The organism is Nonomuraea sp. H19 (assembly GCF_052068215.1).
Lineage (GTDB): Bacteria > Actinomycetota > Actinomycetes > Streptosporangiales > Streptosporangiaceae > Nonomuraea.
Genome location: NZ_JBQHCV010000059.1, coordinates 1 through 20929 on the forward strand (window position 1 = coordinate 1; position 20929 = coordinate 20929).

The 20929-nt window shown below is 70.6% G+C and carries 18 protein-coding genes and 1 tRNA gene; 9 read left to right on the forward strand and 10 right to left on the reverse strand.

The genetic code is table 11. The features are described from left to right. Window positions 1-88: 88 nt before the first annotated feature. Window positions 89-1648, reverse strand: coding sequence for an ABC transporter substrate-binding protein (locus tag ACTMTI_RS54435; protein WP_441128971.1), 1560 nt, complete (start codon window positions 1646-1648; stop codon window positions 89-91). Between the two features lie 171 nt (window positions 1649-1819). On the opposite strand from ACTMTI_RS54435, the gene ACTMTI_RS54440 reads away from it, so the two are divergent. Continuing rightward, window positions 1820-3712: a sensor histidine kinase gene (locus ACTMTI_RS54440; RefSeq protein WP_441128972.1), complete on the forward strand. Its 1893-nt coding sequence runs from the start codon at window positions 1820-1822 to the stop codon at window positions 3710-3712. After that, complete coding sequence (locus ACTMTI_RS54445) at window positions 3705-4061, forward strand: DUF742 domain-containing protein (protein WP_441128973.1); 357 nt, start codon at window positions 3705-3707, stop codon at window positions 4059-4061. The genes ACTMTI_RS54440 and ACTMTI_RS54445 overlap by 8 nt, the downstream gene beginning before the upstream one ends. 14 nt (window positions 4062-4075) lie before the next feature. Here ACTMTI_RS54445 and ACTMTI_RS54450 read toward each other — a convergent pair whose 3' ends face one another. The 7 genes from ACTMTI_RS54450 to ACTMTI_RS54480 are packed head-to-tail and all read right to left on the reverse strand — an operon-like array spanning window position 4076 to window position 11827. Beyond that, window positions 4076-4927, reverse strand: a complete 852-nt coding sequence (locus tag ACTMTI_RS54450; protein ID WP_441128994.1) for an ABC transporter ATP-binding protein — start codon at window positions 4925-4927, stop codon at window positions 4076-4078. A gap of 2 nt (window positions 4928-4929) precedes the next feature. Continuing rightward, window positions 4930-5667: an ATP-binding cassette domain-containing protein gene (locus ACTMTI_RS54455; protein WP_441128974.1), complete on the reverse strand. Its 738-nt coding sequence runs from the start codon at window positions 5665-5667 to the stop codon at window positions 4930-4932. Beyond that, complete coding sequence (locus tag ACTMTI_RS54460) at window positions 5664-6515, reverse strand: ABC transporter permease (RefSeq protein ID WP_441128975.1); 852 nt, start codon at window positions 6513-6515, stop codon at window positions 5664-5666. The genes ACTMTI_RS54455 and ACTMTI_RS54460 overlap by 4 nt, the downstream gene beginning before the upstream one ends. Next, complete coding sequence (locus ACTMTI_RS54465; protein ID WP_441128976.1) at window positions 6512-7528, reverse strand: ABC transporter permease; 1017 nt, start codon at window positions 7526-7528, stop codon at window positions 6512-6514. Before ACTMTI_RS54465 ends, ACTMTI_RS54460 begins: the two co-directional genes overlap by 4 nt. Window positions 7529-7531: 3 nt before the next feature. Continuing rightward, window positions 7532-9145 (reverse strand): ABC transporter substrate-binding protein, encoded by a 1614-nt coding sequence (locus ACTMTI_RS54470; RefSeq protein ID WP_441128977.1) that lies wholly within the window; start codon window positions 9143-9145, stop codon window positions 7532-7534. A 23-nt stretch (window positions 9146-9168) separates the two neighbouring features. Beyond that, window positions 9169-10776: a hydantoinase/oxoprolinase N-terminal domain-containing protein gene (locus ACTMTI_RS54475; protein ID WP_441128978.1), complete on the reverse strand. Its 1608-nt coding sequence runs from the start codon at window positions 10774-10776 to the stop codon at window positions 9169-9171. Then, window positions 10769-11827, reverse strand: a complete 1059-nt coding sequence (locus tag ACTMTI_RS54480; RefSeq protein WP_441128979.1) for a DUF917 domain-containing protein — start codon at window positions 11825-11827, stop codon at window positions 10769-10771. The genes ACTMTI_RS54475 and ACTMTI_RS54480 overlap by 8 nt, the downstream gene beginning before the upstream one ends. 223 nt (window positions 11828-12050) lie before the next feature. Between ACTMTI_RS54480 and ACTMTI_RS54485 the strand changes: the two genes are divergently transcribed. From ACTMTI_RS54485 to ACTMTI_RS54510, 6 genes are all read left to right on the forward strand, one after another. Then, window positions 12051-12123 (forward strand) — tRNA-Met (locus tag ACTMTI_RS54485). Window positions 12124-12200: 77 nt separating this feature from the next. Next, entirely contained in the window at window positions 12201-12635 is a 435-nt protein-coding gene (locus tag ACTMTI_RS54490) for an RpiB/LacA/LacB family sugar-phosphate isomerase (protein WP_441128980.1), read from the forward strand. 14 nt (window positions 12636-12649) lie between these two features. Further along, complete coding sequence (locus ACTMTI_RS54495) at window positions 12650-12874, forward strand: hypothetical protein (protein WP_441128981.1); 225 nt, start codon at window positions 12650-12652, stop codon at window positions 12872-12874. Window positions 12875-12934: 60 nt separating this feature from the next. Beyond that, the gene (locus tag ACTMTI_RS54500) at window positions 12935-14098 is read left to right on the forward strand and encodes an amidohydrolase (RefSeq protein ID WP_441128982.1); all 1164 of its coding nucleotides are present in this window, start codon (window positions 12935-12937) and stop codon (window positions 14096-14098) included. Window positions 14099-14125: 27 nt separating this feature from the next. Next, window positions 14126-16600, forward strand: a complete 2475-nt coding sequence (locus tag ACTMTI_RS54505) for a Tex family protein (protein ID WP_441128983.1) — start codon at window positions 14126-14128, stop codon at window positions 16598-16600. 250 nt (window positions 16601-16850) lie between these two features. Beyond that, on the forward strand, window positions 16851-17885 hold the full coding sequence (locus ACTMTI_RS54510; RefSeq protein ID WP_441128984.1) for a hypothetical protein: 1035 nt from the start codon (window positions 16851-16853) through the stop codon (window positions 17883-17885). 270 nt (window positions 17886-18155) lie between these two features. Here ACTMTI_RS54510 and ACTMTI_RS54515 read toward each other — a convergent pair whose 3' ends face one another. Both ACTMTI_RS54515 and ACTMTI_RS54520 read right to left on the reverse strand, forming a co-directional pair. Continuing rightward, window positions 18156-18689 (reverse strand): hypothetical protein, encoded by a 534-nt coding sequence (locus ACTMTI_RS54515; protein WP_441128985.1) that lies wholly within the window; start codon window positions 18687-18689, stop codon window positions 18156-18158. Window positions 18690-18826: 137 nt separating this feature from the next. Beyond that, entirely contained in the window at window positions 18827-19537 is a 711-nt protein-coding gene (locus ACTMTI_RS54520; protein WP_441128986.1) for a TetR/AcrR family transcriptional regulator, read from the reverse strand. 99 nt (window positions 19538-19636) lie between these two features. On the opposite strand from ACTMTI_RS54520, the gene ACTMTI_RS54525 reads away from it, so the two are divergent. Then, a complete protein-coding gene (locus ACTMTI_RS54525; RefSeq protein ID WP_441128987.1) occupies window positions 19637-20857 on the forward strand; it encodes a saccharopine dehydrogenase family protein in 1221 nt (406 codons plus the stop codon). Window positions 20858-20929 lie beyond the last annotated feature (72 nt).

Consider the following 20929-nt stretch of genomic DNA (forward strand, 5'->3'; position numbering starts at 1 on the left):
GAGCGGCGGGAGCGTAGCGACCAGAGCGGGGGAAGGCGGCGGCATAGGGCGACCGAGCCCGCCGAACGGAGTGAGGCAATGAGCAGGCTCAGCCGGAAGGTCGCAGGTCGTAGGCGAACACCACATCCGGGTAGGCCGGGTTGTCGACGTAGCCCTGGATGCCGCCCTGGTAGGCACGCTGGTAGTTGACCACCCAGGGCAGCGCGACGGCCGCCCGCTGGTCCAGCACCCGCTTGGTGGCCTGCTCGTACGCCCGCTGCGCCGCGGTCTTGTCGGTCACCGTCAGCTCGGGCACCGGCTCGAGCAGCTCGTCCAGATCCTGGTCGCGCAGGTAGGCCAGGTTGAACACGGGCGGGTCCGCGCTGCGGAAGACGGTGCCGAAGTAGGAGTAGCCGTCGGCGTAGTCGGGCCACCAGTACATCGCGAAGATGTCCTGGCCGCGCTTCCTGCCCTGCTCCCACTGTGTGTTCCAGGGCATCGACCTGGCCTCGATCGTGACGTTGAGCGGCTTCAGCGTCGCCTCCAGCGTCGTGGCGAGCAGCCGCCAGTCGGTGTCGCCCTGCCCGTACGTCAGCCGCAGCCGCAGCGGCCTGCCGCCCGGCCCGTACCCCGCCCTTTGCAGCAGCCGTACGGCGGCGTTCAGGTTCTGGCGGGGAGCGCGGCCGGGGACGTGGCCCAGCAGGCCTTCGGGGATGATGCCGCTGGCCGGTGAGCCGGCTCCCTTCAGGTCCTTGATCAGGCCCCGGTAGTCGATGGCCTTCTGGATCGCGCGGCGCACCCGCACGTCCTTCATCGGCCCGGTGGCGGTGTTGAACAGCAGCATCGCCGTCTGGAACGACGGCCGTTCCGACGTGCGCACGCCCGGCGTGACCGCGGCCTTGGCGAACAGGCGGGGGTTGAGCCGCTGCACGAAGCTCGCCTCGCCGCGCAGCAGCATCCGCCACGCGTTGTCGGGGTCGGGCACGACGCGGTACTTCACCGTGCTGTAGTGCGGGCTCCGCCAGCCGCCCCAGTATTTGTCGTACGCCGTGAGCGTGAGCTCCTCTTCCTTGCCCTTCTGCCAGCGCGTCACCGTGTACGGCCCAGAGCCCGCGTCCCTGCCCGTGCTGAACCACTTGCCCAGGTCGGGGGCCGCCTTCGTGTCGTAGATGTAGGCCGCGTACCCGGAGGAGGCCACCAGATCCAGCGGGACCGGGTACTTCAGCGTGAACGTCACCGTCACGTGGTCCTCGGCCCTGATCGAGGAGACGGCGTCCCAGATGTAGGACGCGCCCGTATTGGCCGCCATGGTGCGCTCGATCGACGCCTTGACCGCCGCGGCGTCGAGCGGCCGGCCGGTGTGGAAGGTCACGTCGTGCCGCAGGTTGAACGTCCACGTCCGGCCGTCCGGCGAGGCCCGCCACGACGTGGCCAGGCGGGGCATCGACTTCTTGGTGACGGGGTTCCAGAGCGTGAGGGTCTCGTAGATGTTCTGGAAGGCGACGATCTCGTTGGAGTAGGACTTGCTGGGGTCCCACTCCGTGATGATGTCGAGGTTCTTGAGGTAGACGAACGGCGCTTCGCCTGCCGGGGCCCGCGGCGCCTCCGGGGGCGCCGAGCAGGCCGCGAGGAGCACCAGCGCGGCGGCCGCTGCGAGACGACGGCGCAACGCATCTCCCTTTGTCAGCGATATACCCGGGCAACCTACTCCAAGATCAGAGAAACCGGGGACGCGTGTCCAAAAGTCCCGAAAAATTGGGCATTTTGGTGATCGGATTGCTATCCTCGGGGCCTGTCCCGTCCGGGGTTGCCAGCAGGGGACCGACCGGAGTGAGGTGCCATGGGTCGTAGCCGAACGATCCGGATGAAGATCATCGGGCTGCTGCTAGTGCCGCTGACCTCCATGGTGGTGCTTTGGGGGGTCATCACCGCTGTCACCGCTTCTGAAGGTTTGGAGCTTCGCGAATATAAGACAGTCTGGACGAACCTCCGCCTTCCCGCGTACAAACTGATCAGCGAAATGCAGCAGGAGCGCCTGGTCTCGGCCAAGTTCCTGCGGCGCACGCCGAACACCTCGGCCGCCGTGGCCGCGCAACGCACCCGTACCGACACCGCAAGGGACACGTTCAAGCAGCTCTCCAGCAACTCCAAAGACCGATCGGAAGAGATCCGCACACAGGTGGACGCGGTGTACACGCAGCTCGACAGGCTCGATGCGATCAGGGGAGAGATCGACACGGGCCTATCTGACCGTCTGCGCACCGTGGAGGCGTACAACTCGATCATCGATACGATCTTCGGCCTGCACCGCCGCGTCGCGCTCATCGACGACATCCCGATCTACGAGCAGTCCCGCGTGGTCATCGACATGGGGTACGCCAAGGAGCTGCTGACCAGGGAGCAGGCCATCGCGCTCGGGCCGACCACGCGCGGCGAGCGCAGGCTGTTCACCGAAATCGCCGGCAACCGGCGCTTCCTGATCGACCAGGCGCTCGGCGAGCTGGACCCGGCACTGCGCGACACGCAGGTGGCCCTGATCGCCTCAGCCGCCTACCAGCGGATGCGGCTGATGGAGGACCAGATCATCGCCGGCGGCACGCCGCAGGGCTGGCTCAGCACGACGGAGGGGCTGGCCAAGTCGTTCCAGGCCGCGCAGATGCAGGCCGGCGAGGTGCTGAACGATCGCGCCGAGCCGGTGGCCGACCAGGTGCTCCAACGGGCGCTGATGCTGGCGGGCATGTGCCTGGCGCTGGTGGTGGTGTCGATCGCGTTCTCGCTGCGGATGGGCGACCGGCTGTCGAAGGAGCTGGGCGCGCTGCGGCTGGCCGCGCTGGAGGTGGCCCAGGAACGGCTGCCGCACGTGGTCGCCAAGCTGCGCAAGGGCGAGAAGGTCGAGATGCCGGAGCTGTCGGTGGCGAGCACCACGGTCGAGATCGACGACGTGGGGCAGGCCTTCTCCACCGTGCAGCAGACGGCCGTGGAGGCCGCCGTCGGGCAGGCGCAGCTCAGCGAGGGCGTCGGCCACGTGTTCCGCAACCTGGCCCGGCGCAGCCAGACCCTGCTGCACCGCCAGCGCATCCAGCTCCAGGACATGCAGCACCGGGCGACCGAGCCGGAAGCCCTGGAGGACCTGTTCAAGCTCGACCACCTGACGACGCGCATGCGCCGCCACGCGGAGGGGCTGATCATCTTGTCCGGCGCCACCCCGGGCCGCGGCTGGAGCAGGCCGGTGCCGCTGCTCGACGTGGCCCGCGGCGCGTCGGCCGAGGTGGAGGACTACCAGCGGGTCACCGTCGAGCCGATGCCGGGCCAGCGTCTCGCGGGCCCCGTCGTCGGCGACGTGATCCACCTGATCGCCGAGCTCATCGAGAACGCCACCGTCTACTCCCCCGCGCACACGCCGGTCATCGTGCGCGGTGAGAAGGCGGCACGCGGCTTCGTCTTCGAGGTCGAGGACCGCGGACTCGGAATGGAGCCGGCCGAGCTGGCCGAAATCAACGAGCGGCTGGCCAGCCCACCGGAGTTCGACCTGGCCGACAGTGACCGGCTCGGCCTTTTCGTCGTCTCCCGCCTGGCCGCCAGGCATGACATCCGCGTGACGTTGCGCGGTTCACCATATGGAGGGACCACCGCGATCGTGTTGATCCCGGAAGAGCACGTGGCCGAGCCCGAACCCGAGGCTCCCGTGCAGGAGCCCGCACCGCGTCCCATGCGGGTGGTGCGAAGTGACTGATGAGCGCTGGCTGGACGAGGACGCCGGTCCGATCGTCCCCGCCTACCTGCTGACCAGGGGCCGTACGGTACCCGCGAGCGAGGCCATCGACCTCATCGCGGTGATCATCACGGCCGGCGGCCTGACGCCGCCCGTGGGCCTGGGCCCCGAGCATCTGATCATCCTGCAGAAATGCACCAAACCGACCCGGCTCGTGGACGTGGCCGCCGAGCTCAACCTGCCCATCGGCGTGGTCAGGGTGCTGGTCGGCGACCTGCACGCGCAGGAGCTCGTCCAGGTCGAGCACCCGCCGCCCGCCCCGGACGCCACGGTGCTGCTGGAGGTGATCAGCGGCCTGAAGGCGCTCTGAGCCTGCACATGGCCTCACTCCGCGCGATGGCAGGCGACCTGGCGGCCCTCCACGTCTCTGAGCGTGGGGGGCCGCTCGCATTCCGGTACGGCCAGCGGGCAGCGCAGCCGGTACGGGCAGCCCGTCGCCGCCGGCACCGCCTCCGTCCGGCCCCTGGCCTCCGGCGGGGTGCCGCCGAGCTTGGGCACGGCGTCGCGCAGTGCTCTGGTGTAGGGGTGGGCGGGCTTGGCCAGCAGGTCGCCCGTGGGTCCCGACTCGACGATCCGGCCCGCGAACAGCACGTGCGAGGTGCGGCAGAGCCGTTCCACGACGGCGAGGTTGTGGGTGATGAGCAGGCGCTCGGTGTCCAGGCCCGCCAGCAGGTCGAGGATCTTGGCCTGGACGGTCACGTCCAGGGCACTCGTGGGCTCGTCCAGGACGAGCAGGCGGGGGCCGACGGCCAGGGCCCTGGCGATCACGACGCGCTGGCGCTGGCCGCCGGAGAGCTGGTGCGGCCTGCGGGTGGCCAGGCCCGGGTCCAGGCCGACCTGTTCGAGCAGCTCCGCGACCCTGGCTCTGGCGCTTCGCGGAAGGGCCTCGGCTATGGAGCTGCCGATGCGCATCCTGGGGTCGAGGGCCTCGGCCTGGAAGACGGGCTGGACGTCCCTGCGGAACTTCCGCATGTCCGCATTTTTCAGCGTTCGGTCCCCGTACCAGATATTTCCGGACATGGGCCTCAGCAGGCCCAGGAACGCGCGGGCCAGCGTCGTCTTGCCCGAGCCGCTCTCCCCGATCAGCCCGACCCCGCCCTCCGTGATGTCCAGGGTCACGTCGTGCACGACGGGGCGCCTGCCGTACCCGAGGGTCACGCCATCGGCCCTGAGCATGGTCACGGCACCGCCTCCAGCAGCTCGCGCGTGTACGGGTGGGACGGCGCGGCCAGCACCTGCGCCGCGGATCCGGACTCCACCACCGCCCCGTCCTTCATGACGAGCACCCGGTCGGCGATCGTGGACACCTGGGCCAGGTCGTGGGAGACGAGCAGGAGCGCCAGGCCGCGCTCCGACCTCAGACTGCGCAGCACGCCGACGACCTCGGCCTGCACGGTCACGTCGAGGGCGCTCGTGGGCTCGTCGGCGAGGATCACCTCGGCGCCCAGGGCGATGGCCAGCGCGATGGCGAAGCGCTGGGCCTGGCCGCCGGAGATCTCGTGGGGGTAGCGGCGCAGGATCGCGGGGTCGAGCATGACGGCCGTCACGGCGTCCGCCATGGCCTCGTCCGTACGGACCCGGCCGTGGAGCTTGAGCGCTCGGCGCATCAGCACGCCCAGGCGGGTGGCGGGGCTGAGCGCGGCCTGCGGGGACTGCATCACCAGCGCCACCCTGGCCCCGCGGATCTCGCGGAGGCGGCGGGGCGGGGCGGTCAGGACGTCGACGCCGCAGACACTGACATGTCCCGAAATTTCAGCATCCGGGGTGAGGCCCAAGAGCGTGAGCAGCGTCGTGGACTTGCCCGAGCCGCTCTCCCCCACGATCGCCACGCACTCGCCCGCGCCCACGTCGAGTTCGGGCACGTCGGCCACGAGCCGCCCGCCGTACCGGACCTGGAGATCGCGTACCTCGATCATTTCACCGCCCTGTGTGGATCCAGCGCGTTACGCAGCCCCTCGCCCAGCACGTTGAACGCGAACGCCGTCACCAGGATCGCCAGCCCCGGGAAGGTCACCACCCACCAGTTCGTGGTGAAGTACGTCTGCCCCTGCTGCACCATCAGCCCCCACTCCGCCGTCGGCTCCTGCGCCCCCAGCCCCAGGTACGACAGCGCCGCGGCGGTGAGGATCACCCCGCCCGCGTCCAGGGAGAGCTGGACCAGGACGGGCGTGAGCGAGTTCGGCAGCACGTGCCTGAGGATGATCAACGGCGCCGGCACGCCGAGGCAGCGCGCGGCGTCCACGTAGCCGCGGGTGGTGATGGACGCGGCCACCGAGGCGGCCAGCCGGGTGTACCAGGGCCACCAGGTCACCGCGATGGCCAGCACGACCGTGGTCACGCTGGGCTGCAGCACGACCGCCAGCGTCAGCGAGAGCAGCAGCGCGGGGAAGGCCAGGAACACGTCCGTGACCCGCATGATCACGTCTCTGACCCAGCCGCCCGCGTACCCGGCCACCACGCCGAGCGTCACCCCGGCCAGCGCCGAGACGGCCAGCACGGACACGGCGATGAACAGCGAGGTGCGGCCGCCGTACAGGACCCTCGTGAACACGTCCCGCCCGGCCTGGTCGGTGCCGAACCAGTGGGCGCCGCTCGGCGGCAGCATGCTCTCCAGCGGCTTCGGCTCGTCCAGCGGGTACGGCGCGAGCCACGGCGCCAGGACGGCGGCCAGCACGATCAGCACGATGAGCACGGCGCCGAACGCGGCGAACCGGTCGGGGATCCTGGGGAGCGTGCGGCGCAGCGGCGCCTGGGTGGCCGTCATCGCGCTCTCGCCCGCGGGTCGACGAAGCCCTGCAGGAGGTCCACGACCAGGTTGGCCAGCACATACACCAGGGCGACCACGAGGGTGACGCCCGCGATGGCGGGGGTGTCCAAGGAGCGGATCGACTCTGCGGCGTAACGGCCCAGGCCCGGCCAGTTGAAGACGGCCTCGACCAGGAAGCCGTTCACCATCGAATAGGCGAAGACCAGGGCGATCAGCGACAGGACGGGGGTCAGCGCCGGTCTGAGGGCGAACCTGGTCAGGATGGACGTCTCGCCGAAACCGAGCGCCCGCTCCAGCCGGACGTGGTCCTGGCCGGACTCCTCGATGAGGGCCGCCCTGGTCATCTGGGCGATCACGCCCGTGGGGTAGGCGGCCACGACGAGGGCGGGCAGCACCAGGTGTTCGAGGGTGCTGGTGAAGATCGGCCAGTTGCCGGTGATGAGGGCGTCGACGATGGTGATGTTCGTCCAGAGGGTGAGCGGGCTCGTGGTGTCGAGCGCGGAGTCGTACTCGCCGGCCACCGGGAACCAGCCGAGGTTGCCGGCGAACACGAGTTGCAGCGTCAGTGCCAGCCAGAAGACCGGTACGGAGACCGCCAGCATGCTCGTGAACCGCACCCCGAAGTCCGGAAATTTCCGCTTGTAGCGGGCGGCGAGCACCCCGACCGGGATGCCCACGACGATCGCGAGCACCAGCGCCGCGCCCACCAGCTCCAGCGAGGCCGGGAACGCCAGATACAGGTCGTCGCGCACCGGCTGCCGGGTCCGCAGGCTGGTGCCCCAGTCGCCGGTGAGCAGGTCGCGTACGTAGTGCACGAGCTGCATCGGGATCGGGTCGTCGAGCCCGAACCGCTCCCGCGCCGCGGCGAGCTGCTCCGGCGTGGCCTTCGGCCCGGCGAACGCCACCGCCGGATCCCCCGGCACCAGCCGCATGACCGCGAACGTGAGCACGACCACGCCGGCCACGACCAGGAGGGCCTGGGCGAGCCGGCGGGCCAGATAGCGCAGCATGGGCTAGGGCGCGCGCGTGAGGTCGTAGAAGAAGACCACGTTGGGATAAGCGGGATTGTCCACATATCCCGAGACGTCGGTGGTCAGCGCGCGCTGGTAGGTCTGCACGTACGGCACCGCCGCCGCCGCCTCTTCACCGATGATCTTCTTCTGCAGGTCCTGGTACGCCTGGTCGGCGTTGACCTGGTCGGTCGCCGTGAGCTGGGGCAGCTCGTCGATCTTCGCGTCGATCTGGGCGTCCTTCAGGTAGGACAGGTTGAACTGCGGCTTGTCCGCGCTCTTGAAGACGTTGAGGAACCAGGAGTAGGCGTCCGGGTAGTCCGGATACCAGTACATGACGAAGATGTCCTGCCCCTGCTTCTTGCCCAGGTCCCACTGCGCGTTCCAGCTCATCGGCTTGGCCTGCAGGTTCACGTTGACCCTCTTCAGCGCCGAGCTGAGCAGCGTGACCAGCAGCTTCTGGTCCTCGTCGCCCTGGGCGTAGGTGAGGCTGAGCTTGAGCTCGGGGTTGTCGGGGCCGTACCCCGCCTCGCCGAGCAGCTCCTGCGCCCTGGGCAGGTCCATCTTGGGCTCCATGCCGCCGGCGTGACCGAGCAGCCCCTGCGGCACCAGCCCGCTGGCCTTCTGCGCCGAGCCCTTGAGCGCGCCCACGAGGCCGTCGTAGTCGATCGCGAGCTGCAGCGCCTGCCTGATCTTCACGTTCTTCATGGGCCCGGAGGCGGTGTTGAACAGGACCAGCAGGTTCTGGAACGACGGCGACCGCGACGTCTTCACGCCCGGCGTCATGCCGGCCTGCTCGAAGAGCTGCGGGTTCAGCCGCTGCACGAAGTTCACCTCGCCCTTCTGCAGCAGCTGCCAGGCCGTGGTGATCTCCGGCGTGACCCGGAAGGCCACCTTCTTGTACTGCTCCGGCTTCCACCCGCCCCAGTAGCCCTCGAACGCCTTCAGCGTCAGCTCGGTCTCCTTGCCCTTCTGCCAGGAGTCGATCGTGTACGGGCCGGTGCCGGCGTCCTTCTTGCCGTCCGCGTCAACGGCGTCCACGTCGTAGATGTAGGCGGCGTAGCCGGAGGAGGCGACGAGGTCGAGCGGGGTGGCGTACTCGAGCGTGAACTTCAGCGTGGCCGCGTCCACGGCCTCGATCTTGTCGACCGAGTCCCAGATGTAGGCGGCGCCGCCCTTCTTCTCGATCGTCCGCTCGATGGCCTTCTTGGCCGCCTCGGCGTCGAGCGTGGCTCCGGAGTGGAACTTCACGCCCTGCCGCAGCTTGAACGTCCACTCCTTGCCGCCGTTCGCCGAGGTCCACTCGGTGGCCAGGCGCGGCTCGGCCTTGCGGGACTCGGAGTTGTACCTGGTCAGGCCCTCGTAGATGTTGGACAGGGCGATGATCTCGTTGGAGTAGGAGGTCGCCGGGTCCCAGTCGGTGACCACGTCGAGGTTCGGCGCGTAGACGAACGTGCCGTCGTTGGCCTGCGCGGCCGTCGTCGGACTGCCGCTGCTGCTCGCCTGCGGCTGGGGTGTTCCGCCGGCGCCGCGCACCTGACCGCCCGCGCATGCGGATGCGGTCAAGGCCAGGGCACCGGTGACACCGGCGACGAGCAGACGCTTGTGCCAGCGCATGGTGGGGGGATCCTTTCGATCATTCACCGGGCGAGGGGTCCGGCTGCTTTGACGTGTACCCGCACGGCGGGCTCGGAGAGGTAGCTCAGCGGCACCTCGAGAAGGTCGACGATCTCGACGCCGGAGGGATCGGCGCCCGCGGCCACGGCCCGCGCCGCCGCCTGCTCCTTGACCCTTTCGATGGCTTCTGACCGGCTATCTCCCGCAGGCAAGATCGTATCGACTCTGCCGCTCGCGAGTGCGATCGCGGCGCCGACGGCGTTGGCCACCTCGGCGTGGCGGGGGCGGATCACCTGGGTCGCGCCGGGGATCGCGCTCGGCAGCAGGAACGCGCCGCCACCCACCGCGACCAGCGGTCTGTCGGATTTGCCGAGTGCCATCCTGTCCACGGCGTCGACGACCATCTCGTCCGCGACGGCCACCGCCCTTTCCAGGGTGTCGGCGATTGTTGCCGACCTGTCACCCATGGCTTCCTGGAGCCGGTCTCGCCAGTCGGTCGCGCCGGGCGGGACGCGGCCGGCGGCCACGGCCGCGTCGGTCATGGTCATCGTGGTCCCGCCGAAGACCAGCGCCTCCTTGACGATCCGGTAGCCGACCGACTCGGGGCCGATGCCGTGGCTTCTCACCATCGTGCCGCCGCCGAGCGCGATGGCCAGGATGTCCGGCATGCGGAAGTTGGTGAGCACCCCGCCGATCTCGACCGCCGCCGCCGACTCCCGCGGGAAACCCCCGACGAGCACGCCCAGATCCGTGGACGTCCCGCCCACGTCCAGCACGATCGCGTCCGCCACGCCCGACAGGTACGCGGCCCCGCGCAGCGAGTTCGCCGGGCCCGAGCCGATCGTCGACACCGGCAGCCGCGCGGCGTGCTCCAGCGTCATGAGCGTGCCGTCGTTCTGGGCCAGGTACGGGCGCGCTTTCAGCCCTCGTTCCGCCAGGGCGGTCACCAGGGCGTCGGTGACGTGGGCGGCGACCCCGTACAGGGCGGCGTTGAGCACGGTGGCGTTCTCGCGTTCGAGCAGCCCGAGAGAGCCGATCTCGTGGCTCACCGAGACCGGCAGGCCGTACTCGGCCCGGATCAGCTCCGCGACGAGCCGCTCGTGCTCGCTGCTCGCCGGGCTGAACACGCTGGTGACGGCGACGGCGTCGGCCTCGGTGGTGTCCAGGAAGCGGCGGATCGCGCCGAGGTCGAGCGGGCTGATCTCGCGGCCGTCGACGTAGTGGCCGCCGGGCACGATCGCCTCGCCCGCCGAGACGGCCTCGCGCAGGCCGGCGGGCCAGTCGGAGAGCGGAGGGACGGCGGTGGTGGCGGGCGCGCCGAGCCGCAGCACGGCCACCCGGCCGAGGTTCCGCCGTTCCAGGATGGCGTTGGTCGCGTGCGTGGTGCCCAGCATGACCCGGGTGATCCGGTCATGCGGGTGACCGTGGCCGCCCGCGGCGTGTCCGGATAAATCACCGGCAGGGGCTGGTTCCAGCTCGGCCAGCACCGCGTCCAGGGCCGCCCGTAACCCCTCGGTCACCTCCGGGGTCGTCGGCCGCTTGGCCTTGGCGATCACCTGGCCCTCGGCGTCGAGCACGACCGCGTCGGTGTTCGTGCCGCCGACGTCGATCCCGATGCGCAGGTCAGCCATGTGCCGTCAGCTCCTCGACCGGAACGTAGTCCAGCTCGTACCCGAACGCCCGCGGCCCGGCCGTCTCCAGCCCCTTGGGGGTGCGCCAGAGGGGGTCGCACGGCCAGGCGAGGACCGTGACGCGCTGGCCGTACCTGAGGCTCTCGGTCTGTATGGCGGCGGCGGTCTCGGTGTCGACGACCGTCACGAGGTCCGGGACCATGGCCTTGACCTGGCCGTTCTCGGAAGCGACCAGGTTCTCGTTCTGCAGCTCGATGGTCAGGGTGCGGCCCCGGTCGTCGCCGGTGCCCTCGATCGTGGCGGTGCCCCGTACGAACCCGCCCGTGGTGCGCCGCGCCACGTCGGTCAGCTTGCCGGTGATCAGCCTGGCCGCTCCGAGCCGGTCCTGGAGCGCGCGCAGCGGGTCGGGCGCGCCCTCGGTGGCCCGGCCGATCTCGAGCGCGCGGGTGACCGTGCCCTCGATGACCGCGCCCCGCGCCCGCGCGGCCGGGAGCACGTAGTCGGCCATCAGGGCGCTCGAACCCGCCGCCACGCACACCGCCCTGGCCAGCCGTTCCGACCAGAGGCCGTCGATCGGGCGGATGGTCACCACGTTGCCCGCGACATCGGACATGATCACCAGGTCGGCGGGCAGCCCGGCCACGTACATCGACACCATCTGGACCTCGGGGAACGCCCGCCCCATCCCGTCGGCGTCGAGCAGCGGCAGCCCGAGCTGTGCGGCCCAGGCGACGGGAGCGACCCCGTTGGAGCCGCCGATCTCAGAGGACATGATCGCACTCGGCGGGCGGCCGAAGATCCGCTCGACCTCCTCGGCGATGCGCTTGGGCTCGTCCTCGCTGTGGATCATCTCGTGGCTGACGGTCGGCGCGCCGACCCCGGACAGCGGCACGACCAGCGCGTCGCCGGGGAGCTCGCCCAGCCTGACCAGCGGCACCTCGCCGTACTCGCGGATGGCCCGGACCGCGGACAACGAGCCGGTACGCACGTCTCCCCCGCCCCCGGTGCCCAAAATGGCGCAGCCTCGGGCCAGCGCCGGAATATCGCTCACATCAATGCTCATTGGCGACACAACCAACCACATGGCACCTCAATGCGCCAGTCCCATGGCTGTGGGGAGAAAACGCGTTGCGCCGTCCTGTGCCCGGCCGCCATGCTCGATTCCGGCGATCTCGTTGAAAGGACTTCCCATGGACACCCGGCGAATGCGCATGCGGCGCCGTACGGGCACGTCCTGGAAGAGCTGACCCCAGGAACCGGCCCGTCGTCCACCAGGCGGGTGAGGGCGCTGGTGTGCCCGACGGTTTCATAAGCCGCACAGGGCGGGTTCGATTCCCGCACCCGCTACTCCGCCTCCGTGGCCGTCGCTGGTTCGATTCCGGCCCGGGGCACTGATAGATGTGGAGTGCAGGGAGGGAGGTCGCATGCGGATTTCGGTGGCCGCCGACAGCAAGGACGGGGTGGCCGAGCGGGTCGTGACGGAGCTGCGCAGGCGTGGGCACGAGGTGGTGGCGCACGGCGCGCTCAACGACGGGGAGCGCGACGACTGGGCGTGGGCTTCGGAGCTGGCCGCCAGGGACGTGAGCGAAGGGCGGGCCGACCAGGCGGTCGTGTGCTGCTGGACCGGCACCGGCGCGTCGATCGCGGCGAACAAGGTGCCCGGCGTGCGCGCGGCGCTGTGCGTCGACGCCTACACCGCCGACGGTGCCCGCAAGTGGAACGACGCCAACGTGCTGGCCCTCAGCCTCCGCCTCACGTCGGACGTGGTGCTGGACGAGATCCTCGACGCCTGGCTGGAGGGCCTGCCGAGCACGGACGCCGCCGACGTGGCGAACGTGGCTCACCTGGACGAGATCTGATTACGATCTCCGGCATGTCGGACTTGCACTGCACGCATTGCGGCGAGGGCGGGCTGGAGGCCGGGTTCATCATGGACTCGGGCGAGCACGCCAAGGGTTTCGCCAGGTGGGTCGAGGGCGCTCTCGAGCGTGGGTTCTTCGGCGGGGCCAAACTGATGGGCCGGCCGAAGTGGGAGATCGACGCCTATCGCTGCCCCTACTGCCACCACCTGGAGCTTTTCGCCACCCGCCCGGCCTGACCCACAACGGTCACGTCAGAGGCAGGGAAATCGTCGGCTCAGCCGTCTAGGGTGCTGAGCATGACGGACGTGCTGCTGCGCGGCGGGCTCCCCTGGGGGCTCGGGGCGCCTGCCGACATCCTGGTCCGCGGCGGGCGGATCGACCGCGTCGCCCAGGGCATCGACGCACCCGGTGCCCAAATGATCGACATCGCGGGGCAGTTCGTTTTGCCCGGCCTCGTCGAGGCGCACTGCCACCTCGACAAGACCCTCCACGGCGGGCCGTGGATCCCCCACTCGGCCGACGACACGCTGGCCGGGCGCATCGCCAACGACCTCGACCGGCGCGCCGAGCTGGGCGTCCCCAGCGTGGCGCGGATCGGCGCGCTGCTCGGCCGCATGAGCGAGGCGGGCACCACCCATGTGCGGACGCACACGGACATCGACCCGCAGGTGGGGCTGCGCGGTGTGGAGGCCGTTCACGAGGCCGCCGCCGGCTCCCCCGTCGAGGTGCGCCAGGTCGCCTTCCCGCAGCACGGCCTGCTCACCAACCCGGGCACGGCCGAGTTGCTGGAGGAGGCGTTGAAGAGCGGCGTCGAGGCGGTGGGCGGCCTGGACCCGGCGGGCGTCGACCGCGACCCGGTCCGCCACCTCGATGTGATCTTCGGCCTGGCCGAGCGCTACGGCGCGCACCTGGACATCCATCTGCACGACGGCGGCTCGCTGGGCGGGTGGGAGCTGGAGCTCATCATCGAGCGCACCAGGGCGCTCGGCCTGGGCGGCCGCGTGACGATCAGCCACGCCTACGCGCTCGGCCAGCTCGACGAGGCCTACCAGGACCGCCTGGTCCAGGGCTTCGCCGAGGCGGGCGTCGCGCTGGTGACCGCGGCCGTCTACAGCTTCCCGGTGCCGCCGGTCAAGAAGCTGCGGGCCGCGGGCGTCACCGTCGCCTGCGGCCACGACGGCATCCGCGACCTGTGGGGTCCCTACGGCAGCGGCGACATGCTGGAGCGGGCAATGCACGTGGCCTATCGCAGCACTTTCCGCAGGGACGAGGACATCGAGCTGGCGTTGGAGGCCGCCACCTACGGCGGCGCCCGCGCGCTCGGGCTGGACGGTTATGGCCTGGCCGCGGGCGACCGGGCGAACCTGATCGTCGTGCCGTGCGGCGGCGCGGCGGAGGCGGTGGTCGTTCACCCTGCGCGCAGTCTGGTCATGAAAGACGGCGTAGTCCTGCACAATTGACCGGCGGGACCATCGAAAGGCAGGCAAGTGCTCTCTATTCACCAGCGGATCGCGGCAGAGCTCGGCGTACGCGACGGGCAGGTGCAGGCGGCCGTCGAGCTCCTCGACGGCGGCGCGACCGTGCCGTTCATCGCGCGATACCGGAAAGAGGCCACCGGCGCTCTCGACGACGTGCAGCTGCGCACATTGGAGGAGCGGCTGCGCTATCTGCGCGAGCTGGAGGAGCGCAGGACGGCGATCCTGGAGTCGATCGAGTCCCAGGGCAAGCTCGACGACCAGCTCCGCGAGCAGATCATGGCGGCCGAGACCAAGGCCAGGCTCGAGGACATCTACCTCCCCTACAAGCCCAAGCGGCGCACGAAGGCGCAGATCGCCCGCGAGCTGGGGCTGGAGCCGCTGGCCGACCAGCTGCTCGCCGACCCGGCGCTGGACCCGGCCGCGACGACCGCGGGCTTCGTCACCGAGGGCGTGGCCGACGCGGGCGCGGCGCTGGAGGGCGCCAGGGCGATCCTGATCGAGCGGTTCGCCGAGGACGCCGACCTCATCGGCGGCCTGCGCGAGCAGCTGTGGAAGCGCGGGCGGCTGGTGTCGAAGGTCCGGGAGGGCAAGGAGGAGGCGGGGGCCAAGTTCTCCGACTACTTCGAGTTCGGCGAGCCGTTCACGAAGCTGCCCTCGCACCGGATCCTGGCGATGTTCAGGGGCGAGAAGGAAGAGATCCTCAGCGTCACGCTGGAGCCCGACGACAGCCCCGACTACGAGCTGCGCATCGCCTCCAGGTTCGGCATCTCCGACCAGGGCCGCCCGGCGGACAAGTGGCTCACCGAGACCGTGCGCTGGGCCTGGCGCACCCGCATCCTCGTGCATCTGGGCATCGACCTGCGAATGCGGCTGTGGCAGGCGGCCGAGGAGGAGGCGGTGCGGGTGTTCGCGGCCAACCTGCGCGACCTGCTGCTCGCCGCGCCCGCCGGCACCCGTACGACGATGGGCCTCGACCCGGGGCTTCGTACGGGTGTGAAGGTGGCCGTGGTCGACGCCACCGGCAAGGTGGTCGAAACCGCCACCATCTACCCACATGAGCCCAAGCGGCAGTGGGACCAGTCGCTGGCCGTGCTGGCCGCGCTCGCGCAGCGGCACGGAGTCGAGCTGATCGCCATCGGCAACGGCACGGCCTCCCGCGAGACCGACAAGCTGGCCGGTGATCTGATCAAGCTCGTGCCGTCGCTGACGAAGATCGTGGTGTCGGAGGCCGGCGCCTCGGTTTACTCCGCTTCGCCGTACGCCTCGCAGGAGCTGCCCGAGTTGGACGTGTCGCTGCGCGGCGCGGTCTCCATCGCGCGCAGGCTGCAGGACCCGCTGGCCGAGCTGGTCAAGATCGACCCCAAGTCCATCGGCGTCGGCCAATACCAGCACGACCTCGCCGAGTCCAAGCTGTCCCGCTCGCTGGACGCGGTGGTCGAGGACTGCGTCAACGCCGTGGGGGTGGACGTCAACACCGCGTCGGCGCCGCTGCTCACGCGGGTGTCGGGCATCGGCTCCACACTGGCCGAGAGCATCGTCCGCCACCGCGACTCCAACGGCCCCTTCAGGACCCGCACGGCGCTGAAGGAGGTGCCGCGGCTCGGGCCCAAGGCGTTCGAGCAGTGCGCGGGCTTCCTGCGCATCCGGGACGGCGACGACCCGCTCGACGTGTCCAGCGTGCACCCGGAGGCCTATCCGGTGGTGCGCCGCATCCTCGGCTCGGCCAAGACGGACCTCAGGTCGCTGATCGGCAACACGGCGGCGCTGCGGACGATCAAGCCCGAGGACTTCACCGACGACAAGTTCGGCCTGCCGACCGTCACCGACATCCTGCGCGAGCTGGAAAAGCCGGGCCGCGACCCGCGTCCCGCCTTCAAGACCGCCACGTTCAAGGAAGGAGTCGAGAAGATCTCCGACCTGGCCTCCGGCATGATCCTGGAGGGCGTGGTCACCAACGTGGCCGCGTTCGGGGCGTTCGTGGACGTCGGCGTCCACCAGGACGGCCTGGTGCACGTGTCGGCCATGTCGCACAACTACGTCAAGGACCCGCGTGACGTGGTCAAGCCCGGCGACATCGTCCGGGTCAAGGTGCTCGAGGTCGACATCCCCCGCAAGCGCATCTCCCTGACCTTGCGTCTGGAGGACGAGACCACCGCCGCCCAGCCGTCCGGCGACGGCCCCCGCAAGGCATCCGCCCGCCAAGGTCAGGGTGGCGGCCGGGGTGATGGCGGCCGCGCCGACGGTGGCCGTGGCGATGGTGGCCAGCGTGGCCGGGGCCAGGGTGGCCGCGGTCAGGACGGGCGCGGTCAAGGCGGTCGCGGCGATGGCCAGCGCGGCGGCCGGGGCGACGGAGGCCAGCGGGGCAACGGCGACGGTGGGCAGCGCGGCCGGGGTGACGGGCAGCGCCGCCAGGACCGCCCGGCTCCCATGGGCGCCATGGCCGAAGCCCTCCGCAAGGCGGGGCTGACCGACGACAAGCGCTGAGCGAAGGGGACCCGACCCCGACAAGCGCTGAGCGAAGGGCACCCGACCGCGACGACGGTCCGCCGGACGGCGGGCCGTCGTGCACGGGTGTCCAAGTCGGCGCACCATCGGCGAAGGCGCCGGACCTGCGCGTGTTCCGGACGCGGCAGCGGGCGATCCGGCGTTCAGCGGGCAGACCGCGGACGCGTTCATGCTGCTCCGCCTGATCCGGCGGCGCGGCGGGAGCCCGCCATGGCGATACGGTCTAAGGGTGAGCACTACAGCGTTCGACACGGCGATCGTGCAGGCCCGTGACCTGCTCAGGTGGCGCTCCCCCTTGCGGACGGAGCTCTGGGCGGCGCGGCTCACGGCCGGTCTGGAGCCGGACCAGGTGGGCCCCTTCCTGCGCGAACTGGCCGAGGACGGCAGCGCGGAGTCACGTCTCACGCTCGTCGCCCTGGCGGCGGTCAACGCGGACGCCCCGGCCGGCTACAGCGGCGACGGCGGCTCAGAGGACGCGGATGTCCCGGACGAGCCGCCGGGCGAAGTCGCGCCCGGAGCCTACGCGGCGGCGGCCAAAGGACTGGCGGACACGCTTCCCGGGTGGGTACGCCGGATGGGCCGGGTGACGTGCGAGGGCGCCTGGTACGGCAAGGCCGACCCGTACGGCGAGCAGGCCCTGGCCGTCCTGTCGTTCCGCTACGAGAACGGCAAGGAGCCGCACATCCTGGTGGTCGGGATCGATCAGCCCAACGGCGGGCTGGCGGTCGACGCGCTGGTCGAGGAGGTGAAGTTCCTCGACGACCTGGGCCTGGTCGCGGCCGATCCGGGGGTGGTCGCGGGGCGCGTCCTGGACGCGTTCGAGCTGGGCGATCGCATCATGGGGGCGCTGGTCGCCGACACGCTGGCCGAGGTACGGCCATTCGCGATCACCCGCGCCCGCACCGTGCCGGGTCTCGTGCGCGGGGCGGCCGACGACACCGTGTCCAGGTTCGCCGACCTGCCGGACGTGCCGGGGGCGCGGGAGGCGTTCGAGCAGCTTGGGGAGTTCGTCGGAGATCGGCCCTTGTGGTGGAGCCCGGCCCGGGTGTCGCAGTTTCTGACCTCGTGGCTGCCCCGGGAGGCCATCCTGAGCGACGAGGCGATCGCGGCGATGCCGGAGGTGGTCCGCGCCTGGAGCCGCTTCTCCGGCGATCAGCCCGCGGTGCTGCGCCAGATCGACGCGGACGCGCCCCGCCTGCCCGCCCTCATGGCCGACGACTCCCTGTGGGGCGTCGGCAAACGCATCGCCCAGAACCGCCGCTGACCCGCCTGCGTTCGCACTCGGATCTGGGGCACTAGACCGCCCCTGATGAGGCTTCGCCCCATCCGTCAGCACCGTCGTGTCCAGGGGGTACAGGCTCTTCCACGGTGCGGAGCCGTGCCGCGTCCTGGTATGCCCTGGTCACGGCGGCGATCATGGCCACCAGCGCAATGACGGGCATCGCGAGCCAGGCCATGCCCCCCGGCACGTACCAGAGGGGGATCACGGTCGCGGCGGCCAAGAAGACCCACAGGTCAGGTCCTCCGGGAACCCTCACCACCGGCTCTCCCACACGTACCAAGGACCTCGGATATGCGTGTATCCCGTGTGGGACTCCTCCGCGGGCCGGCCCTTCGGGCTCCATGCGAAACCGTAGTGGTCCAGGAACCCGGTGTCGCTCACCAGGAACCGCGCCCCACCCTCGATGCGCTCGATCGACGTCAGCGGATAGAGCCCCACCCACTGGTCATCGTGCTCGGCTGACTCCGCTCCCGACGCGACCGCCTGGGCGAGGTGCTCCAGGCTCGCCTCGGAGATCGCGAATCGAGCGGTGAAGGGCAGATCCACGTACACCGCCCCGATCACCGCCACCCCCATCACAGGCGCGACCGCCCAGCGTACCCAGTGTTCCCGCAGCCCCGGCCGACCGTCGGAGCGCAGGAGGCCCACCCCGAAACGGGCGGCCCAGACGATGACCACGCCAGGCGTCAGCATGAGGCCCAGCATCCACAGGGAGAAAGAGCCCCCGCCCGGCAGGCTCCTGTTGTACAAGATGATCAGCCCGACCAGGGCGACGAAGGGGATCAACACCCTCCCCGGGGGACCGATCAAGACCCTGGTGAGCGCCGGTAACGGAGGCGGCTGCGCGGTGGCGTTTTCGGACACGCCCGAGCGTATCGCGGCCCTTGATCGCCGTTGTCCGAACCGGCATTTCCTTCATGGCGTCAAGGCCTCTCCCCGCCGCGCAGCTGGGCCGACGCGCTGGACAACAGCATGTCGAGCGCCGTCGGGTAAGCGCTGTCGTTCATACAGGCCACCAGCAGCGGCGCCGTGGCGGCGATGTGGGGGTGAGTACGGGCGGGCAGGCGCGCGTACGTCTCCCGCCACACCTCCTCGTCGGTCTCCCGCGCGACTTTCGGCAGGGCCAGCGTGGCCGCGTCCAGGATGGAGAAGGCCAGGCTCTGGTCGATGAACGCGTGGTAGATCCGCACCGCGTCGGCGTCCGGGAAGCCGGCGCCGCGCAGGATGCCGAGGATCGTCTCGTCGGTCGCCACCTCGTTCGACCGGCCCGTGACGCGGCTGGCGGTCAGGACGGCGGCCTGCGGGTGGGCCAGGTAGGCGTGGTGGATGCGCAGCCCGAGGTCGCGCAGGTCGGCCCGCCAGTCGCCGGTGGGCCGCCAGCCGGCCATCGCGTGGCCGAACAGCTCGTCCGCGATGGCCAGGATCAGGTCGTCCATGCCGCGGAAGTAGCGGTAGACCGTGCTGGCGTCGGCGCCGAGCGCGAGTCCGAGGCGGCGGGCGGTCAGGCCGGCCGCGCCGTGCTCGCGCAGCATCCGCAGCGCGGTCTCCAGGATGAGCTGGTGGGTCAGGACCTGCCCCTGTTTGGTGGGCCGCCGCCGCCTGCGCGCGGCTTCCGGCACCACCCGCTTCGCCACGAACACCGCCCTTATGCCAACGCCATTGACGTTGATGAGCGTAGCCGAGTTGGATGAACGACACAGCCCCCCAAAAGCCTTTAAAGGGGATTTATCGTCATGCGCATCCTTCTAGTTGGAGCCGGCGGGGTGGGAACCGCCATCACGCGGATCGCCGCCCGCCGTCCGTTCTTCGAGCACCTGGTGGTCGCCGACTATGACCTCCCCCGCGCCAAGGCGGCCGTCGCCGCGCTGGGCGAGCGCGCGAGCAGGTTCACCCCCGCCAGGGTCGACGCCTCCGACTCCGCCGCCGTCGCCGCGCTGCTCGCCGAGCACCGGTGCGACGTGCTGCTCAACGCCACCGACCCGCGTTTCGTGCTGCCGCTGTTCGAGGCGGCGCTGGCCAGGGGCGTCGACTATCTCGACATGGCGATGTCGATGTCCAAGCCGCACCCCGAGCGCCCGTACGAGGAGGTCGGCGTCAAGCTGGGCGACGAGCAGTTCGCCCGCCACGAGCAGTGGTCCGCCGCAGGCAGGCTGGCGCTGGTCGGCATGGGCGTGGAGCCCGGCCTCGCCGACGTGTTCGCCCGGTACGCCGCCGACGAGCTGTTCGACGAGATCGAGGAGATCGGCATCAGGGACGGCGCCAACCTCACTGTCGAGGGGTACGAGTTCGCCCCGTCGTTCTCCATCTGGACCACGATCGAGGAGTGCCTCAACCCGCCCGTCATCTACGAGAGGGAGCGCGGCTGGTACACGACCGAGCCGTTCAGCGAGCCCGAGGTCTTCGACTTCCCCGAGGGCATCGGCCCGGTGGAGTGCGTGAACGTCGAGCACGAGGAGGTGCTGCTGGTGCCCCGCTGGGTGGACGCCGGCCGGGTCACCTTCAAGTACGGCCTCGGCGAGGACTTCATCGGCACCCTCAGGACCCTGCACGCGCTCGGCGTGGACAGCACCGAGCCGGTCCCGGTCAGGACCGACCGCGGCCCGGCCAGGGTGTCACCGCGCGACGTGGTCGCGGCCGTGCTGCCGGACCCGGCCGCGCTCGGCGACCGCATGCGCGGCAAGACCTGCGCGGGCACCTGGGTGAAGGGCGCCAAGGACGGCCGGCCGCGCGAGGTGTACCTGTACCACGTGGTGGACAACGAGTGGTCGATGCGCGAGTACGGTTCCCAGGCCGTGGTGTGGCAGACCGCCGTCAACCCGGTGATCGCGCTGGAGCTGCTGGCGAACGGCGTCTGGAAGGGCACGGGCGTGCTGGGGCCCGAGGCGTTCGAGCCGCGACCATACCTGGATCTGCTGGTGGAGTACGGCTCACCGTGGGGGATCCGCGAGCAGTGAGGGGCCGGTCGGCGCGGTCATGAGCGAGCCCGGGATCATGGTGTGCAGCACCATCGAGCAACACCGGAGGAA

What these genes read in the sequence shown, in the direction of transcription:
- ACTMTI_RS54440 (WP_441128972.1), top strand. Translation starts at nt 1,820, where the DNA reads ATGGGTCGTAGCCGAACGATCCGGATGAAGATCATCGGGCTGCTGCTA.
- ACTMTI_RS54450 (WP_441128994.1), bottom strand. Translation starts at nt 4,927, where the DNA reads ATGCTCAGGGCCGATGGCGTGACCCTCGGGTACGGCAGGCGCCCCGTC.
- ACTMTI_RS54455 (WP_441128974.1), bottom strand. Translation starts at nt 5,667, where the DNA reads ATGATCGAGGTACGCGATCTCCAGGTCCGGTACGGCGGGCGGCTCGTG.
- ACTMTI_RS54460 (WP_441128975.1), bottom strand. Translation starts at nt 6,515, where the DNA reads ATGACGGCCACCCAGGCGCCGCTGCGCCGCACGCTCCCCAGGATCCCC.
- ACTMTI_RS54465 (WP_441128976.1), bottom strand. Translation starts at nt 7,528, where the DNA reads ATGCTGCGCTATCTGGCCCGCCGGCTCGCCCAGGCCCTCCTGGTCGTG.
- ACTMTI_RS54470 (WP_441128977.1), bottom strand. Translation starts at nt 9,145, where the DNA reads ATGCGCTGGCACAAGCGTCTGCTCGTCGCCGGTGTCACCGGTGCCCTG.
- ACTMTI_RS54475 (WP_441128978.1), bottom strand. Translation starts at nt 10,776, where the DNA reads ATGGCTGACCTGCGCATCGGGATCGACGTCGGCGGCACGAACACCGAC.
- ACTMTI_RS54490 (WP_441128980.1), top strand. Translation starts at nt 12,201, where the DNA reads ATGCGGATTTCGGTGGCCGCCGACAGCAAGGACGGGGTGGCCGAGCGG.
- ACTMTI_RS54495 (WP_441128981.1), top strand. Translation starts at nt 12,650, where the DNA reads ATGTCGGACTTGCACTGCACGCATTGCGGCGAGGGCGGGCTGGAGGCC.
- ACTMTI_RS54500 (WP_441128982.1), top strand. Translation starts at nt 12,935, where the DNA reads ATGACGGACGTGCTGCTGCGCGGCGGGCTCCCCTGGGGGCTCGGGGCG.
- ACTMTI_RS54525 (WP_441128987.1), top strand. Translation starts at nt 19,637, where the DNA reads ATGCGCATCCTTCTAGTTGGAGCCGGCGGGGTGGGAACCGCCATCACG.